The organism is Citrobacter sp. RHB35-C21 (assembly GCF_013816515.1).
Classification (GTDB): Bacteria; Pseudomonadota; Gammaproteobacteria; order Enterobacterales; family Enterobacteriaceae; genus Citrobacter; species Citrobacter braakii.
Window position 1 is genome coordinate 1626942 of the sequence record NZ_CP057147.1, and the last position, 17679, is coordinate 1644620.

The 17679-nt window shown below is 45.0% G+C and carries 13 protein-coding genes, 1 tRNA gene and 2 pseudogenes; 10 read left to right on the top strand and 6 right to left on the bottom strand.

Annotated elements, in window-relative coordinates:
• Positions 1–24: 24 nt before the first annotated feature.
• The 5 genes from HVZ39_RS07850 (at position 25) to HVZ39_RS07870 (ending at position 4490) form a co-directional block, all read left to right on the top strand.
• Entirely contained in the window at positions 25–615 is a 591-nt protein-coding gene (locus HVZ39_RS07850) for a host cell division inhibitor Icd-like protein (RefSeq protein ID WP_181633431.1), read from the top strand.
• The gene (locus HVZ39_RS07855; RefSeq protein WP_000839712.1) at positions 612–848 is read left to right on the top strand and encodes a hypothetical protein; all 237 of its coding nucleotides are present in this window, start codon (positions 612–614) and stop codon (positions 846–848) included. Before HVZ39_RS07850 ends, HVZ39_RS07855 begins: the two co-directional genes overlap by 4 nt.
• The gene (locus HVZ39_RS07860; RefSeq protein ID WP_181633432.1) at positions 841–1251 is read left to right on the top strand and encodes a hypothetical protein; all 411 of its coding nucleotides are present in this window, start codon (positions 841–843) and stop codon (positions 1249–1251) included. The genes HVZ39_RS07855 and HVZ39_RS07860 overlap by 8 nt, the downstream gene beginning before the upstream one ends.
• Entirely contained in the window at positions 1248–3935 is a 2688-nt protein-coding gene (locus HVZ39_RS07865) for a DUF927 domain-containing protein (RefSeq protein ID WP_181633433.1), read from the top strand. Before HVZ39_RS07860 ends, HVZ39_RS07865 begins: the two co-directional genes overlap by 4 nt.
• Before the next feature lie 282 nt (positions 3936–4217).
• Positions 4218–4490, top strand: coding sequence for an ogr/Delta-like zinc finger family protein (locus tag HVZ39_RS07870; RefSeq protein ID WP_000783295.1), 273 nt, complete (start codon positions 4218–4220; stop codon positions 4488–4490).
• Positions 4491–5023: 533 nt separating this feature from the next.
• Here HVZ39_RS07870 and HVZ39_RS07875 read toward each other — a convergent pair.
• Positions 5024–6004 carry an IS5-like element ISKpn26 family transposase gene (locus HVZ39_RS07875; protein ID WP_000019445.1) on the bottom strand — a complete coding sequence of 327 codons (981 nt, stop codon included), beginning with the start codon at positions 6002–6004 and terminating at the stop codon, positions 5024–5026.
• 191 nt (positions 6005–6195) lie between these two features.
• Between HVZ39_RS07875 and HVZ39_RS07880 the strand changes: the two genes are divergently transcribed.
• Complete coding sequence (locus HVZ39_RS07880; RefSeq protein ID WP_181633434.1) at positions 6196–7593, top strand: AAA family ATPase; 1398 nt, start codon at positions 6196–6198, stop codon at positions 7591–7593.
• Positions 7586–8425 (top strand): DUF4435 domain-containing protein, encoded by an 840-nt coding sequence (locus HVZ39_RS07885; RefSeq protein WP_181633435.1) that lies wholly within the window; start codon positions 7586–7588, stop codon positions 8423–8425. Before HVZ39_RS07880 ends, HVZ39_RS07885 begins: the two co-directional genes overlap by 8 nt.
• Here HVZ39_RS07885 and HVZ39_RS07890 read toward each other — a convergent pair.
• Complete coding sequence (locus HVZ39_RS07890; protein WP_181633683.1) at positions 8410–9576, bottom strand: tyrosine-type recombinase/integrase; 1167 nt, start codon at positions 9574–9576, stop codon at positions 8410–8412. The two genes, HVZ39_RS07885 and HVZ39_RS07890, sit on opposite strands and share 16 nt — an antisense overlap.
• 160 nt (positions 9577–9736) lie before the next feature.
• Positions 9737–9811: transfer RNA gene (locus HVZ39_RS07895), tRNA-Arg, on the bottom strand.
• 192 nt (positions 9812–10003) lie between these two features.
• On the opposite strand from HVZ39_RS07895, the pseudogene HVZ39_RS07900 reads away from it, so the two are divergent.
• A pseudogene (locus HVZ39_RS07900) lies at positions 10004–11151 on the top strand (integrase family protein).
• Between the two features lie 51 nt (positions 11152–11202).
• Here the strand turns inward: HVZ39_RS07900 and HVZ39_RS07905 are convergent.
• Positions 11203–12359, bottom strand: a pseudogene (locus HVZ39_RS07905) (IS3 family transposase).
• 106 nt (positions 12360–12465) lie between these two features.
• Between HVZ39_RS07905 and HVZ39_RS07910 the strand changes: the two are divergent.
• Positions 12466–12582, top strand: coding sequence for a tail fiber assembly protein (locus HVZ39_RS07910; RefSeq protein ID WP_346011480.1), 117 nt, complete (start codon positions 12466–12468; stop codon positions 12580–12582).
• A 28-nt stretch (positions 12583–12610) separates the two neighbouring features.
• On the opposite strand, the gene HVZ39_RS07915 is transcribed toward HVZ39_RS07910, so the two are convergent.
• Positions 12611–13105: a hypothetical protein gene (locus HVZ39_RS07915; protein WP_181633436.1), complete on the bottom strand. Its 495-nt coding sequence runs from the start codon at positions 13103–13105 to the stop codon at positions 12611–12613.
• Between the two features lie 1156 nt (positions 13106–14261).
• On the opposite strand from HVZ39_RS07915, the gene HVZ39_RS07920 reads away from it, so the two are divergent.
• Positions 14262–15625 (top strand): IS3 family transposase gene (locus HVZ39_RS07920; protein WP_181633437.1). Its coding sequence is split into 2 segments (ribosomal slippage): positions 14262–14739 and positions 14739–15625, totalling 1365 coding nucleotides; the frame shifts between segments, so codons are not numbered across the junction.
• A gap of 47 nt (positions 15626–15672) precedes the next feature.
• Here the strand turns inward: HVZ39_RS07920 and HVZ39_RS07925 are convergent.
• Positions 15673–17367, bottom strand: a complete 1695-nt coding sequence (locus HVZ39_RS07925; protein WP_181633438.1) for a hypothetical protein — start codon at positions 17365–17367, stop codon at positions 15673–15675.
• Positions 17368–17679: the final 312 nt, after the last annotated feature.

The window sequence follows — 17679 nt, forward strand, 5'->3', positions numbered from 1 at the left end:
CTATTTTTAAGCAGAGGCTTAAGCATGCCAGCGTTAATTAATCCAGGCAATGATCAGTTTTCGGTTATAAATTTCTTGCCTCACCAGGAATGCGCGGGATATAGTTTAAAGGTTGTCGCAAAATCGGCAGCCGGGCGTAGGAACCCGTGTTATCTGAAGGCGATACTACACGCGCCAGGCGTGTTTTTTTGTGTCGCAGCTTTGACTCACCTAAAATTTATGGTGTGGTGGCTGATTGTATTTTTTTATTTTTTACGCCACATCATCAGTATTATGGTAGTCCAGGCGGGGCAGCTTTCGGGCTGGCCGGTATCCTTCAGAGCCGGTATTCCTACCCCCGTCTGGGCTACCACCCATGAGCGTAGGAACTCCGGTGGTAGCGTTACCCGCTATCTGAAGGAGGTTGCCATTATGGCTACAGTCCCTGCTTTATCTCACCCTGAATTTACCTTTGTCTTTCTGGCTGTCCGCCGTACAGACCGTGATGCCCGTCCACGTCCTGTGCGTGTAATCGCAGACTGCGAGCATGCTGCACGCCTTAAACTTGCCACTGAATTTATCCTGAGCTTTGCTGCCCGTATCCCTGTGAAAAGTGCCGGGGAGGTGGTTGCATGAAATCCATGAATTTTAAGCAAGGCTGCATATTGAGCGAACTGGGTGAGAGTCGTCTGTTACGGGCGGCACTGGCCAGTGAGTTTCTTGCAGAGGTCCTGTCCGTTCCCACAGTGAATGGCGCGAGAACTGTTTCAGCGGAAGGCGCTGCGGCTTTAGTGGCCTGTATTGCCGAACAACTGGATGGCGTTGTTAAGGAAACCAGCACAATTAAGGGAGAGATGCGCGATGAATAATAATCAAAATTTTAAGGCGCATGCTTTACGAACAGCAGTCTTACGGTACTACATTGCTGATGCATTCATTTCCTTAATGGAGCGTGTTCATTACGAACCTGTTTATATTGAAGATGGCGAACGAATAGAACTCACCCACGAAAAAGTGGTGAGCAATATTATTTACCATATTGAAATGCCCTGGGTGAATGAGTTTGGGGCTGATGCTGGTTGCATACTGGCCGCAGAGAAACTGGAAAAAATGCTTAAACCGGGCTTTATGTCAGAAGATATTCGCCTGTCAGTTTTTGGTGTCACAGAGATGCGTGAGGTTTACCGGGATATTATTTTCGGTGCACCTGATGGCGAAATACCCGAAGGTTTTGAATTTGTGAAGCCGGAAGGTCAGGAGGTGCTGCTGTGAAAACACAGTCTGTATCCTCGATTTCCGGGGCTGCAATTGGGCGCTGGCCTTATATCCTGTCAGCATTAGGTATTAAAGTACCGTCCGCAGGACATCATGGGGCTTGCCCTGCCTGTGGTGGAAAAGATCGCTTTCGGCTGGACGATAAAGCGGGGCGTGGGACGTGGTTTTGTAATCAGTGCGGTCATGGCGATGGTCTTGATCTGGTTCGTCTGGTGACAGGAAGAAAGATAAAAGAAGTCGCCGGGATGGTATCTGAGGCGCTTGCATTACCAGAAATACAGGAGAGGCCCGCTTTGCCAGCCAGGAAAAAGGCCGCAGGAAAAGAAGCGGGCGCGGAGCGATATACCAGACTCAGACAGCAGTCCTGCAATGGTGAGCCGGTCTATCTGACAAACAAGGGCTTACACGGGTATTCACTTCCCTTGCTGTCACAGCCTTTGAATCTGGCCGGAATAACATTTTCCTCCGGTTCATTACTGCTGCCGTTGACGGATATTTCCGGGAATATTACCGGTGGTCAACTTATCAATCCTGACGGGGATAAAAGTCTGCTGCCCGGTAGCCAGCTGTCTGGCGCATTTATTGCCCTGACCGATATACCCGCTGAAACACCTGAACAGGTGATTATCACTGAGGGTTTTGCCACAGCGCTTACCGTCAGTCTGCTGACAGAAGGATGGATCGTGGCGGCTGTCGCTGCCACCAATTTACTGAAGGTGACGGAGCAGATCCGAAAACGCTGGCCAGAAACCCGGATCATTCTGGCCGGAGATAATGATCTGGCTGACGGCAAAGAAAACACCGGGCGTATTCAGGCAGAGAAAGCCGCCAAAGCGGTGGATGGCTGGGTAACGCTCCCTCCGGTACGCCATAAGGCTGACTGGGATGATTATCGGCAGGAAGTGGGGAAAGAACGGGCGAGAGATGCCTTTCGGGAAGAAATGACGCTGCATGGCAAAGGGCAGACCCGTTTACCAGAAGGGTTCCGGCTGACAAAAGAATATTTGTGGTACGACAAGCTGGTTAATAAGTCTGATGGCGATACGGAGATACGTAATATCAAAATTTGCAGTCCGTTGCGGGTGACGGCAATCACCAGTGATGCTGATGGGAGTAATTACGGGCGTTTGCTGGAATGGGAAGATACCAACGGAAACAGCCGTAAATGGGCAATGCCGATGGAGATGCTGGGTGGCAGCGGGGAAGAGCTGCGCCGCGTTCTGCTGGTTAACGGACTTTCGTACATCAACATTAACGGCATGGCCAGAGCATTCCTGATGGAATATATCTCACTGTGTAAACCGGACAGAAAAGTAACCTGTGTGAATAAAACGGGCTGGCACGGCGGGGTTTACGTTCTCCAGGATGAAGTGATAGGGCGTGAAGCCCAGTCAGTCATCTTACAAACATCGAGTGTGCAGGGGCGTGATTTTCGTGTCAGCGGCACATCAGAGGACTGGCGTGAAAATATAAGCCGTTACTGCATAAAGAATGCCCGTCTTGCCTTTGCGGTGAGTCTGGCATTTGCTGCCCCCCTTCTGAAACTGGTTGGTATCGGCGGTGGAGGTTATCACCTCAAAGGGGAATCAACGGACGGTAAAACCATGACGATGAAAGTGGCTGCTTCAGTATGTGGTGGAACAGATTTCTGGCATACGTGGCGGGCGACGGGGAATGCTTTAGAAGGAACGGCGAGCCGCCGTAATGATGCCACGCTGATGCTGGATGAAATCCGGGAGGTTGACGGCAGGGAGGCGGGGAATATCGCTTATATGCTGGCTAACGGGCAGGGCAAAGCCAGAGCCAGAACAGATGGTTCGGTAAGGGAAACCAACCGCTGGAATCTGTTGTTTCTGTCCACCGGAGAACTGTCACTGGTGGAACATGCGGCAAGCGCCGGGGAACGTACGTATGCCGGGGTTGAGGTCAGAATGATCCAGATCCCAAGCGATTCGGGCAAATATGGCGTGTTTGAAGAACTTCATGGTTTCAGTAGCGGGAAAACCCTGGCTGAGCATCTTGAGCAGCACGTAGCGCATTATCATGGTGCGCCATTCCGCGACTGGCTTCATTGCCTGACCGCTGATCTGCCGGAACTGACCAGCCAGGCGAAAGCCTTATTGAAAGAGTACACCCGAAGGCTGACGCCGGAAAATGCCGGGAATCAGGTTGGCCGGGCTGTTACCCGTTTTGCTCTGGTTGCGATGGCCGGGGAACTGGCCACAAAAGCGGGCATCACAGGATGGCCGGAGGGAGAGGCCTTTCGTGCCGCTCAACGTTGTCTGGCTGCATGGATGGCTGACCGGGGCCATACAGCTAATCAGGAAGATAAAGCGGCACTTGAACAGGTACGGGACTTCATGACGCGTAATCAGTTCAGTCGGTTTGCTGACTGGAATGACGACAGGAACCGGCCTGTTTCAATGATGGGATTCAGAAAAGTCGATAAAGGAGACAACGTAACGGAGCCGGTTGTGACGTTCTACGTTCTCCCGTCAGGCTGGAAGGAGATCTGTAAGGGATTTGACTCGCGTAAGGTGGCCAGGTTGTGTGTGGACGCGGGCTGGCTGAAACCCGGTGAAGATGGCCGGACGCAAAACAGTATTCGCCTGCCAGAAATAGGGCTTAAACGTGTGTACCAGTTCAATACACAGGTACTAGGAAGCGCCGAACCTGAGTAATTATCGCGTGAGTCTTATTTTTATGAGGTAACACTGGTAACAGAGGTAACACCCGTTACTGATGCGGTTCTTCAGTGTTACCAGTCAAAAATACTGACTGGTAACACTGGTAACAAAAAATGGTGTGTTACCACGCGTTACCTCTTGATTTTGCTAACTGGTAACAGATTAAATCCTTTTAAATCAATAGCATTACACGTGTTACCAGTGTTACACGTTCAGAACAAGAGGTAGGGACTCAAATCCCTTTCTCTGGCGGGCAACAGTATAGGGCACAGAACGATGAAGATGATGAGAATGTACTGCCCCACATGTCAGGCAGTAGCGCGGATAGGTAAAACAAACAGGAAACACCCACAACTGTACGATGTGTACTGCTATTGCTCTAATGTGGAGTGCGGCCACTCGTTTGTGATGAATGTTGCTTTCTCCCATTCCGTTAGTCCAAGCGCGCTGAACGGGCAGGGGAGGGTTAAAGAGCTAATTGATGCCATTCCACCCGAGGAGCGGGAAAAGGCTTTAAAGTTGCTGCTGGCTGCGCAAAAGAATGGGTAAAGTATGCGTCGGGAATGGCCGATCCGTTCCCGAAACCTGAACACAGGGTTTCAGTTTATACGGACATAAAATTATTATTTTTCAGATTGTTATGTTTTTCTCTTTTCATATCCCTTCACAAAAAACCACACCTAAAATTAATTATCCATTTAATATCAAAGTGTTGCGTATTCAAGCCACAGATGCGATGGACAGCAAAACTGAAAAAAACTGAATTTCTTTTCATTCTTTTCAGTTCCTGTTTCGATGCACATCCCCAGCACTGGCGTGGGCTGGCGGTATCGTTTGTAAAAAATCCCAACTGAAAAATTTTAGTGATATGAAAACCGCAGGCGGGTGCGGTGTAGTGCGATTTTGGTCATAATTGCCAAGAATTTGCGAGCTAGGGAAGGTGCGAATAAGCAGGTCATTTCTTCCCAAGCTGACTCGCTGATTAAAATTTCGCGGATCTGGGCCGATTTTTTTCCCGCAAACACATCGAATCAGCCTATTTAGGCTATTTTTTCCACCATTTCTGGCGTTATTTCCGGTTTTTACTGAGATCTCTCCCACTGACGTATCATTTGGTCCACCCGAAACAGGTTGGCCAGGGTGAATAACATCGCCAGTTGGTTATCGTTTTTCAGCAGCCCCTTGTATCTGGCTTTCACGAAGCCGAACTGCCGCTTGATGATGCGAAACGGGTGCTCCACCCTGGCACGGATGCTGGCTTTCATGTATTCGATGTTGATGGCCGTTTTGTTCTTGCGCGGATGCTGCTTCAAGGTTTTTACCTTGCCGGGACGCTCGGCGATCAGCCAGTCCACATCCACCTCGGCCAGCTCCTCGCGCTGTGGCGCTCCTTGGTAGCCGGCATCGGCTGAGACAAATTGCTCCTCTCCATGAAGCAGATTACCCAGCTGATTGAGGTCATGCTCGTTGGCCGCGGTGGTGACTAGGCTGTGGGTCAGGCCACTCTTGGCATCGACACCAATGTGGGCCTTCATGCCAAAGTGCCACTGATTGCCTTTCTTGGTCTGATGCATCTCCGGATCGCGTTGCTGCTCTTTGTTCTTGGTAGAGCTGGGTGCCTCAATGATGGTGGCATCCACCAAAGTGCCTTGGGTCATCATGACGCCTGCTTCGGCCAGCCAGCGATTGATGGTCTTGAACAATTGACGGGCCAGTTGATGCTGCTCGAGCAGGTGGCGGAAATTCATGATGGTGGTGCGATCCGGCAGGGCGCTATCCAGGGATAATCGGGCAAACAGGCGCATGGAGGCGATTTCGTACAGGGCATCTTCCATGGCACCGTCGCTCAGGTTGTACCAATGCTGCATGCAGTGAATACGCAGCATGGTCTCCAGCGGATAGGGCCGTCGGCCATTGCCCGCCTTGGGATAAAACGGCTCGATGACAGCGGTCATATTCTGCCATGGCAGAATCTGCTCCATGCGGGAGAGGAAAATCTCTTTTCGGGTCTGACGGCGCTTAGTGCTGAATTCACTATCGGCGAAGGTGAGTTGATGGCTCATGATGTCCCTCTGGGATGCGCTCCGGATGAATATGATGATCTCATATCAGGAACTTGTTCGCACCTTCCCTAGAGTGTTGTAAAGTTGACATGTACTCTAGAAAATTTGTTAAATATCATATTGTTTTGAATGTTAGATAGCTTGGTTGTGTGGATGATTATGTTTAGAAACTTAATTTTAAGGAAGAATTTATGGATCAGCAGTTGATAAAGTCTATTTATGTTGAAAAGTTATTTGGTTTATATACTTATGACTTCGATAGTGAAAAAATTAATAGTAGTGCTGTAATTCTATATGGTGACAATGGTGTCGGGAAAAGTACACTCTTAAGATTGGCATTCCATTTGCTTTCACCGGATAATAGAAGTGGGCATCGTACGGCCCTTTACCGTACGAGTTTTTCATTATTGAAAGTGGAACTTACATCTGGCTATATACTAACAGCCAAACATGAATCACAAAAAAGTGAAGATAGTTTGATGGTGTTAGATATATTAAAGGGTAAGGAAGTAATTGCTAGATGGAATTATAGAAAAAGTTCTAACGAATCACGAAGAGTTATTGTTGATGATGAGGTTGTATACTTTCATGATCGGGATATTATTGAACTCTTGCCGAGGCAAGTTAAGAAATCTACAGTAAAAGATCCACTTAGAAAAGTTACAAGTGAGCGTCTTTATATAGAAATGCTTAAAAAAGTCACACCGATCACATTCATTTTAAATGCGGATAGGCGTTTAGATGGTGATACTATTAGTGATCCTGATGATGAAGTGGAATTACGCCAAGCTGTAAGAATGGGGACCCCGAAAAGAATAAATGATCTTGTTTTGCGATCAAGAGAGATAGCTCTTAGTCAGGCATTGAGTGCTGCAACAAAGTGGATAGCGAGAAAAGCAGTTCAAGGTACAAATCAGGGGACTGATAATGTTCATTCTACATATGTTAGAATTCTCAAACAATTAGTTTCAAGTACAGACCGAACCGAAGTTATTTTTCAAGATGATGACATTGATATCTTACGAAGTAATTTAAAAAAAATAGGTTCTGAAACACAAGACTTGGCAAAATATGAATTAACATCATTTTTGGAAATGTCTGAGTTTGAAAAAATATTATCCACCGCATCACACTCCAAGAGAGCATTATCAGCTGAGTTATTAAAGCCTTACATTGAAAGTTTAGAAGGGCGATTAGCTGGTGTTAGATCTATATACAAAATATTGAATAAATTTATTTCCACAATCAATGGATTGTTAACTGATAAGGAAATTCGCTTTCAGTTGAGCCAAGGATTCTTGATAATTAATAGATTTGGGGATGTTCTGCAGCCGGCTCAGCTTTCTTCCGGGGAACAGCAGTTGTTATTACTTTTTTGCTATGTATTAGTAGCGAGAGATACACCGAGCATATTTATGATTGATGAGCCTGAGATTTCTTTAAATATCAAGTGGCAACGCATAATTATCAATTCCCTGCTGGATATAACCGATGGGGCAAATATTCAATTTATATTTGCATCACATTCTTTAGAGATTATTTCCCAGCATCGTCATCGCGTGGTTAAATTGGAAAATAAAAATGCCTGATTTACCAAGAAGAACTATAGAAGATATTAAAACTCGCTATTTTGTTGAGCCAACTCTTCGTGATGTTTATGTGGAGGGAGTTTTTGATAAATTGGTTTTGAACTCTTGGTGTGAAAAAAATGACGAAAAATCAATTGTTTCATATGAGATTGATAGTGTAGATATTCCATTTGAAATTCTTGAAAAATATGGATTGACAGATGGAAATAAACAGAGAGTTATTGCATTAGCAAAAGAGTTGGAGGAGTTGAATTGTAATAGTTACAAATGTTTGGTTGATAAGGATTTAGATCATTGGTTTGATGCAATTGAAGACGTCCCTCAGCTTATTTGGACTGATTTTAGTTCTCTTGAAATGTACTTCTTTTCTGAGCAACTTGTTAAGCGAATATTAGTAGATGTTTCTAATAGCAAAATTAATAATTGGGAAGTGTTTTACGTTTCATTTTTAACAGTACTCAAACAACTTTACAGCATTAAACTTGCTGATCGTAAGCTTCATATTAATGGTAAATGGTGTGATATAAAAAAATCTCTTTCATCAAAAAATAGCACGCTTATATTTGATTTTAGCGGATATATTAATAAAAACCTGATATCCTTTGGTCTGAAGAGTAGAGAAGCAGAATTCGTGGATCTGTATGGTGAATGGTTAGATAAATTAGATTGTGACCCTCGATTATGTATCAGAGGACATGATTTTGTAGAACTTATGTCGAGTGCAGTTAAGGAATATAAAGGAATGAAAAACTTCCAGGAAGCGGAAGCACTTCAACGCATTTTATTGGCTTTTATCGATGAAATCGATCTTCTTATTCAACAGTTAAGATAATTTGCGTACCACTGAAGCATTTTTCGTCTTTGGTCTAAATATTGCGCATGATTGTAAGTTCCTCGAATGGAGTTCTTATCAACATGCGCAAGTTGCATTTCAATCCAGGCGCTTTCAAAACCATGTTCATGCAAAATAGTACTCATGGTATGCCTGAAGCCGTGACCCGTTAACCGACCATGATAGCCAAGCAGCTTTATCACTTTGTTGATACTGGCTTCGCTCATTGGTTTCCTGACGTCGTTTCGCCCAGGGAAAACGAGGCTGTAATTCCCAGTTATTTCTTGCAGCTTTTTCAGGATGTTGATCGCCTGAGTAGATAACGGAACCAGATGGGGGCGGCGTTTCTTCATCCGTTCTTTGGGGATCTCCCATAAGGCATTATCTAAATCAAACTCAGCCCATTCCGCTGTACGTAGTTCAATTGTTCGCACGCCTGTTAGCATCAACAGCTGCGTGGCGTATTTGGTGACTAAACTGCCCTGATAGTTATCCAGAGCATTGACGAACTTGGGCAACTCGCTTTCAGTCAGGAACGGGAAGTGTTGAGTTTTAGGTTTGCTGAGTGCGATAGCTAAATCGGGTGCAAAATTATACTTTGCTCTACCAGTGGCAACAGCATAACGAAGCACTTCACCACAGCGGCGGCGGATCTTGCTGGTTTGCTCTAGCGCACCTCTTTTCTCTATTTTTTGCAGGACGGTTAGCAGCTCTAGTGGTTCAATCTGCTCAATTGGGCGTTGGCCGATGAAAGGGAAAATATCCTTTTCCATGCAGTTGAGAACCTCTTTTGCATACCCCTCTGACCAGGTGTTTTTTTTCGATGAGTGCCATTCTCTGGCTACAGACTCAAAACTGTTCTCATGCGCGAACTGCAAAGCAATCTTATCTGCCTTTCTGGCTTCACTTGGGTTGATCCCTTTGGCTAACATCGAACGCGCTTCATCACGTTTAGCACGTGCTTGTGCCAACGACACATCGCCATATACGCCGAAGGAAATCATCTTAGGCTTACCAGCAAAGCGATAGCGAAAACGCCAGCCTTTACTACCCGCAGTGTCGATGAGGAGCGATAGCCCCATACCATCGTTAAGCGTATAGGGTTTGTCCTTCGGTTTTGCTCTTTTTATTTGGATGTCAGATAGCAGCATGTGTATAGAAAAAAGATCGAACTCAGTTATACACAATGTTATACGCAAAAATGTATAGATTCCATTAGAAATAATGGCACTTTACTGGACAAATAAATTAAGTGGTTTTGATTTAAATCAATGAGTTATGTACTGCGTTGGACTTTTTGAGAAGTGTTCATGGTGTCCCCTGCAGGAATCGAACCTGCAACTAGCCCTTAGGAGGGGCTCGTTATATCCATTTAACTAAGGGGACGTTGTTCGCGGAAGTTCTGAAATTGTGCCTACGGCTCGCATCCTATCGTAAAACCTCAGTTTTTTACAAGCGTTATGCTCTATTTTGTTTCGCTCGGTTTCCCACTGTTCACCTTTAACATCGCTTCGTTCACTTGCCAATGAGTACACATTGAGTACAGAATGCTTTAAAGAGTGTGTACAGGAAATTACAGTGGCGCTGAGTGACACCAAATTAAGAAGTATCAATGGCAAAGCTTACAACGGACCAGCGGAACTACTGATGGTGACGGCCTGAGCGTTCGCATCACTCCGTCTGGTACAATTACATTTCAGCACCGTTATCGCTGGAATGGAAAACCTGTGCGTCTCACTGTCGGTCGCTATCCTTCAACATCACTGAAAGATGCCCGCATTGCCGTAGGTGAGATGCGTGGATTGTACACGAAGGGGGTAAACCCAAAAACCTATTTTGCCGGGAGCACTGGTGAGCTCACTCTGAATGAGTGCTTGGACAACTGGTGGGAGAAGTATGTTAAAGGCCTCAAGCACAATACCCAAGTGCTGTACAAATCGGTTGTGTACAACACCATGTACAACGAGTTTAAGGATGTACCTGTTGCTAACATCCCCGTATCAGCATGGGTGTAGTTTCTTGATAAACAAGAAAAGCTGAACAAGAAGAAAGCCCGCGTTCTGTTGCTTCAACTCCGGTCAGTCACTCACTGGTGCATAAGCCGACAGCTAATACCCTCATGCGAAATCACAAACTGAGTGTCAAAATATTAGTAAGAAGCCTGATGTTGGTGATCAAGTTCTGACCTACAGCGAACTGGCAAAAATATGGCTGGTGCTTGAGAACAGCAAGATTGTCACATCCAACAGGCTATTGCATCAGATGCTGTTACTTTGGGGGCGCCTAGCTAATGCGCTGAATTCAACACCACAGATTGGATATGGACCACTCCATCTGAACATTCAAAGATGGGGAACATCATCAGGCGTCCGATCTTCGAACAAATGAAGCCTATGGTTGAACGCCTTCTTAACAGTGGGAATAAGGTTTTGTTCCCAGGGAAGGAGCTTGATAAAGCTATCGACCGGTCTTCCTCTAATCGGTACATGCGGAAACTGACAGAGACGATTGATATCCCTGAATGGCGCACCCACGACTTCCGCTGTTCTTTGGTGACTAACTTGTCAAGCGAGGGGATCATGCCCCATGTCACTGAGAAAATGCTGGGGCATTAATTTGGTGGCGTCATGGCTGTGTACAACAAACACGACTGTCTGGAAGATCAAAGAAAGGCTTATGAGCTGTACGCAGATAAAATCTTCTGGCACGTTAAAAAGCTCGGTTAATTCCTCCATCACAAATCCATTTCTCTACCTTTCTGCGGCTATATGTAGTGGTCAACTAAAACTGGCCACCGCTTTAGAGTTTTTCCAGTATCGGCTTTCCGATTCGTTTGGGGGTAACCCTCCGTTATAGTCATGCGGCCTTAGTGAGCTGTAATACCCGACGATATAGTCTGTGATCGCATGAGCTGCATCGCTAAAGTTTATATAACCTGTCACCGGCACCCACCCGCTTTTCAGACTCCGGAAGAAGCGTTCCATCGGACTGTTATCCCGACAGATTCCGCGTCGGCTCATACTCAGCCTGATCCAGTAACGCCACAGTAACTGCCGGAACTGCCTGCTTGTATAGTGGCTACCCTGGTCACTGTGGAACATCACTCTGACTGGTTTGCCGCGAGTTTCCCACGCCATTTCCAGCGCTTTGATGGTCAGCCTGCTGTCCGGTGAGAATGACATTGCCCAGCCCACCGGTTTCCTTGCGAACAGATCGAGAACAACAGCAAGGTAAGCCCAACGCTTGCCCGTCCAGATATACGTCACATCGCCACACCAGACCTGATTAGGCTCTGTCACTGCGAACTGTCGCTCAAGGTGATTCGGGATAACGATGTGTTCATGGCCACCACGTTTATACCGGGGGGTGGGCTGCTGACAACTCACCAGCCCCAGCTCTTTCATGAGCCTGTCAGCAAACCATCGTCCCATCCGGAAGCCTCTCAGCGTTGCCATGGTCGCGATACTTCTTGCACCAGCAGAGCCATGGCTGATGTCATGCAGTTCCAGAACCTGATTGCGTAATACAGCCCGTCTGCCGTCTGGCTTTTCAGGGCGATTTTTCCAGTATTTGTAACTGTTGCGATGAACCCCGAACACGTGGCAGAGTGTGGCCTCAGGATACTGCGCACTGAGTTTCCCGATTAACGAGAACTGTTCAGGGAGTCTAACATCTAGAGCGCGGTAGCCTTTTTTAATATGTCGTTTTCCATTTCAATGCGTTGTAGCTTTTTCTTCAGTTCGCGTATTTCGATCTGTTCCGGGGTAACAGGAGAGGCTTTTGGCATTTTACCCTGTCGTTCATCCCGCAACTGCTTTACCCATCAAAGACCAACATCCATAGCACTGGCCGCAGCTGCAACGGTGTAGTTCTGGTCAAGGAGCAGTTGAGCGGATTCGCGTTTAAACTCTGAGTTGAAATTTCTTTTTTTCATTGGGACACCTGTATTGTTCTGAGATGAGCATATCACCTCTGTTCAGGTGGCCAAATTCAGTAAACCACTACAGATATCAATTCTCCGGGATGCTGTTGAACTTGATATGGCAACAGATGACGAGGCGTCCTCACTTTTGCTTTGGAAGAAATATCGTGTATTACTTAACCGGGTTGATGATTCAAAAACAGTAGAGCAGGAATGGTCCGTTAAACCATTATAATATAAGGGGCCAGTATGGCCCCTGTGATTTACTTGATAATTTCCAACCCATTCCTAGTGTAAACATCAACTGAAATGATTTCTTCTATGTCTCTAAACTTATTGTGCCCATGAATAATAATCACTGGGCAATCGCTTTTAGCAATTAAAGTATTGATTTGACTTGCATCAGGAGTGTACTCATTTACAGAACTATGTAATAAAAGATTCAGATATGCTCTTACTATTGTGTCATTGAAGATTGAAGCGTATTCAAAGTTCTCAACATTAAGAGTTTTTCTTGCTATCCTTGTATTCCGATCTTGCATTTCAACCCATCCGCCAAAGTCTAATACGGAACTTCTATAAGAATTGACAGAGAAAATTGAAGCAGAAACTAATAGCAATATATTGATGACTCTTAACCTAATCGTAACGTTACTAAAAGTGTGGAAAATACACAAACCTATGAAAAATCCGAGTTTGAGTCTGTCAAAGGTGTAAAAATAAGCATGTTGGGCAAGAATGATGTTCTCAATCATCATGACCAAGGATAGTACCATTAGTAACTGAAGTAGTCGGTTATTTCTAATTCCCTTTGGGATAGCAATTGCAACTGCGATAAAAAACAGGTAAAAACCAAAGGACTTAATGTAGCTTCCAAATAATTCGTAAAACGTGAAGTTAACAGTGCTAGCGCCGCTTCTTACCTGAAAGCGATATAGTGATCGCTCAATAAATTCCTTTAATATCAGTAAGATAATTAAACTGAAGAAAATAAATAATTACAGCTAAAATTGAGAAGATTGCGATACTAACTGCTAGCTCTCTGTCTCGAAATGATTTTGTGTAAAAAAGAATCAGATAAGAAAATGCAGCAAAAACCAATCCCGTCCATTCAGTCAAAATCCAAAAAAGTATTATCAATCCGATGGTTATGGATTGATATAATCTCTTTGATTCTGTGCGCAAAGCTATACACAGCATTATTAATGCGATTAAAACCTGACTCAGGGAGTGGGGCCAATAAACTAATCCGTTACTGCTTAGGGCTTCGCTGGACAGAAGCAAGGGAAAGCATGAGATCGCCGCAATAATAGATCTGTATTCTGATTTTGATATTTTAAATAAAGTTGCAAAAAAAAGCTACCGTTGTTAGTTGTATCAATATGTTGAAGATCTGAAGGTTTATAATGGACAGTTGAACGTGAGTGAATTTAAAAAAAGATATGGTAGCGCAAAGCCAAAACCGGGGAAAGATGTATAAATGAAATTGCCTCGTTTATCCTTTGTTGGTATAGCTCCGCCCCGAGGTATTTTTTTATTAACATCACCACCGAACGTCATAATAGGTAGGAATAAGTGGGATGAAACAGGATTTTCATCAAATGATTTAATTATCATTAATGAGTGATAAGTAGCCTAAATATTGAAGTATCCTTTTTCATTTTTGAAATCATCAAGTCTAGATGTAAATGAAAAAATTATGGCAAAGGATAGGAGTAATAATCCAATTAAGTTTTTACTTTTTCTCACGCGCGCACCTTTTTCCATATAAAGAGCAAATAACTGAGTCGCACTCATCATTCTAAGAACACCGACACAGAGCCTTTCCGGACTAAAACTGGGAGAAAAAAAAGCCCTCTGTTTTGGACTGCACCCCAAAAGTTGGACACCCAACTGACTAAGGTGCAGTTTTTTATGGCAAAGCCAAAATATTCCCTCGAAACCAGATTAGCTGTAGTTAATCATTACCTTGCCGGACTCGATGGCACACATCGTACCGCTGAACGTTTTGGTGTTGAAAGAACATCGGTGCGACGCTGGGTAAGAGCCTGGCAACTTCACGGTATTGATGGTATTACCTGGAAAAATGACCGCCATTCACCGTCGTTCCGGATTGCTGTAGTCCGGACTGTACTCGCTGAAGAACTTTCCATGCGCGAGGCCGCCGCACGGTTTAATATCTCAACCGAAACCGTTGTCCGGCACTGGGTTAATGTTTACCAGGATGCTGGTGAGAAAGGACTTCTGAGGATAAAACAGGGCCGGAGCAAGGACATGACAAAACCTAAAAAATCATCTCCACTTACCGATGCTGCACTGGAAACGTTATCGCCCGAAGAACTACGGGCTGAACTCCGTTACCTGCGTGCAGAGAATGCCTACCTAAAAAAGCTGAAGGCCTTAGTTCAAAGCGAGAAAAACGGCAAAAAGCCGCAATAATCAGTGAGCTAAGGCTGGAGTATGCGCTCAGTGATCTTCTGCGTGCCGCGGGTATGTCCCGCAGCACGTGGTATCACAATATGAACGCGCTAAAGCGCATGGACAGGCATGCCGGACTGAAAGATAAAATAAGAGAGATTTACCACTATCACAAAGGACGTTATGGCTACCGCAGGATCACGCTCTCGCTGAAAAAACAGGGGCTGCTGGTGAACCATAAAACAGTGCAACGACTGATGGCAGAGCTGTCGCTCCGGTCCCTGATAAGGGTGAAGAAATATCGTTCCTGGAAAGGCGAAACAGGCAGGGCAGCGCCCAATATACTGAACCGGAACTTCGGCGCGTCAAAAGCCAACGAAAAATGGGTTACAGATGTTACTGAGTTCTCGGTACAGGGTAAAAAGCTGTACCTGTCACCGGTTCTTGACCTGTTTAACCGGGAGATTATCTCCTACAGCCTGTCGGAAAGGCCGGTGATGGAGATGGTTAATACGATGCTGCACGATGCGTTCCTGAAGCTCAGCCCGGAAGATAGCACGCTGCTGCACTCGGATCAGGGCTGGCAATATCGAATGGAAGGTTATCAGGCCAGGTTAAAGGCGAAGGGCATGACGCAGAGTATGTCGCGTAAAGGGAACTGTCTGGAAAATGCGGTGATGGAGAACTTCTTCGGGACGCTGAAATCGGAATGTTTTTATCTGAGTCAGTTCAGCAGTGTCAGCGAACTAAGGAAGGCGATAGAGAGCTATATCCATTACTACAACAACGAACGAATAAGCCTGAAATTAAAAGGCCTGAGTCCGGTAGAATACCGAACCCAGGCTCTGAAAGCCGCTTAACATGAACTGTCCAACTTTATGGGGTCAGTCCAAAACCGGGCTAGTTTTCAAAGGCTAATCATTCTACCATTACCATCTGGAGCAATTACATGAATATCCTTTTTAGATACATCTCCTGATGCAATGTAATTAAACGAAAATCCTGAGCGCAGGTTTGCACCCGGTACTGCAGCAGTTACATCAGGTCTGTCAGTATCAGGTTCAATCTCACCGACTAGATTGTTTTTAATTAATACGTAAACTTTAGTTTTTTCTCCACTCAGTGATGAGGCCCAGCCAGATATGGTGATTTGAGTTGAAGGAAGACCCATCCCGCGATCCATCTCTGTCAGTGTATCGGTTGTCGTTACTAAATCGACACTACCTATTACTTTTCCGCAAGTTATGCTGCAAGCTTGAACATCTTCAACCGTAGGATTGGGATTGTATGAAAAGCCGCAGATAGCAACAACAATCAGCAGTAACTCTGGATATATTAGAGAAGGCTTCAGTGAATCCATTCTGCTTTCCAATAGCCTGCTTATAACCAACCCTACAGTGACTGCTGCTAGTGGCACAATACCATATGCAAAAAGCTGGCCGTTTAAATGGTAGTGGAGAACCATATGACGCCAAGCAAGAATTTGCCATGAGAATACGCCAGCGACTATTAGTAGCGCGCCAAAGGATAGAACCGATTGTTTTTTAGTAGCAGTCTTGTCCTTCATGAACAGACGAGGCAGCCAGACGAGAGAAGCCAGTGAAGAAATTAGAGCAAAAAACTTAAAGGGCAGTGAAATCCCTGCAACCTGAACGGCTGGCAGATAGAAGTATTCCTTGAATGCGGTTACTGCGAATAGGAATTTATGATTGATTAAATCCGATGACAGTATTGATATCAGTGCGTCATTGCCGGGCCGTGATGCTAAATGGGCGATCAGGATATCAGCTTTTTTATCATCACTATTCGCACCAGTATGAGTTTCAGCACGATTAAGGATCGTGTTAAAACCTAGCGAATCATTTATATGATGGAGCTGAACAACATGTAAGGCGAGTGCAGCAATAAAGCCTGCTACACAGGCAGAAAATATTAGGGCTAAGTACTTTATTTTAACTTCTTTGCCATTAGCTGCACATGAAAAAACATAGCCCGCGCAGGCGAAGAGGGTCACCGTAGTGATATATTCATAACCACATAGACATTTCAGCAACATCGCCAGAAATACGATGGTGAAAGCCTTTATGCCGTAATCTTGATGCCAAAGCTGACCTTTATTAAGCATGAGCATGAATGGCAATATGATTGTGAAAGGGACCCAATAAAGTGAATATGAGAATGTTAGCGTCCAGGGAGAAAAAGCTAATGCGAGCCAGTAAGCCACTACGCCCGGAGTTCCCGCAAGACGATATATTTTGGGAACTGCCATCGAAAAAGTGATGGCAGTAACTGCAGATATAATGCTAGCAGCTACTAAACTAATTTTCTGAGTGCTTACGTCCGGAAGCAGGTCATGCACCCCAGCCAATAATATTCCCTGGATACCTAACTGTGACGTATAGGTTTGCTCAAACCAGCGTAAAGACATAAATTCATGTATCTTGCTGACGATTATGAACGAGTCTGACCCAAGAAAGTTATCTCCATGATTCTGAATTAAAAAGCACCATGCTACGTATAAGGCAACCGCGAAAAAAACTGCGATAGCCATTTCACCTTCAAGCCTTTTTTTAATGGCTTCAAGCCTATGATTCATCATCATTCCTTGTATTTCTCATGCTAAATTTATGGTGCACAACATACTTGATTGAAGCTTAAGGTCAACAATCAGTTAAGACATTTATGAATGCGTGTCATGTGAGGTTTGTATGATACGTAAAAAAATCGGCGACCGGCAATGACTCAGCCGCGCCTCTCTGAGCAGGCTACGGGGTGGGTAATTTGAGGTCAGTCACCTTTAACCGAAGCCGCCAACCAAAAATCCCTTACTACTCAGTACCTTTACAAATCTGTGGGTCACTTCGGTTTGATCAAATCCACTGAGCGATATTACTGTTTATTTGTACAGTATTTT

Coding starts and splice junctions, on each gene's coding strand:
- HVZ39_RS07915 (WP_181633436.1), bottom strand. CDS start 13,105: ATGATGATTGAGAACATCATTCTTGCCCAACATGCTTATTTTTACACC.
- HVZ39_RS07875 (WP_000019445.1), bottom strand. CDS start 6,004: ATGAGCCATCAACTCACCTTCGCCGATAGTGAATTCAGCACTAAGCGC.
- HVZ39_RS07850 (WP_181633431.1), top strand. CDS start 25: ATGCCAGCGTTAATTAATCCAGGCAATGATCAGTTTTCGGTTATAAAT.
- HVZ39_RS07860 (WP_181633432.1), top strand. CDS start 841: ATGAATAATAATCAAAATTTTAAGGCGCATGCTTTACGAACAGCAGTC.
- HVZ39_RS07870 (WP_000783295.1), top strand. CDS start 4,218: ATGAAGATGATGAGAATGTACTGCCCCACATGTCAGGCAGTAGCGCGG.
- HVZ39_RS07910 (WP_346011480.1), top strand. CDS start 12,466: ATGGCAACAGATGACGAGGCGTCCTCACTTTTGCTTTGGAAGAAATAT.
- HVZ39_RS07855 (WP_000839712.1), top strand. CDS start 612: ATGAAATCCATGAATTTTAAGCAAGGCTGCATATTGAGCGAACTGGGT.
- HVZ39_RS07925 (WP_181633438.1), bottom strand. CDS start 17,367: ATGATGATGAATCATAGGCTTGAAGCCATTAAAAAAAGGCTTGAAGGT.
- HVZ39_RS07880 (WP_181633434.1), top strand. CDS start 6,196: ATGGATCAGCAGTTGATAAAGTCTATTTATGTTGAAAAGTTATTTGGT.
- HVZ39_RS07885 (WP_181633435.1), top strand. CDS start 7,586: ATGCCTGATTTACCAAGAAGAACTATAGAAGATATTAAAACTCGCTAT.
- HVZ39_RS07890 (WP_181633683.1), bottom strand. CDS start 9,576: ATGCTGCTATCTGACATCCAAATAAAAAGAGCAAAACCGAAGGACAAA.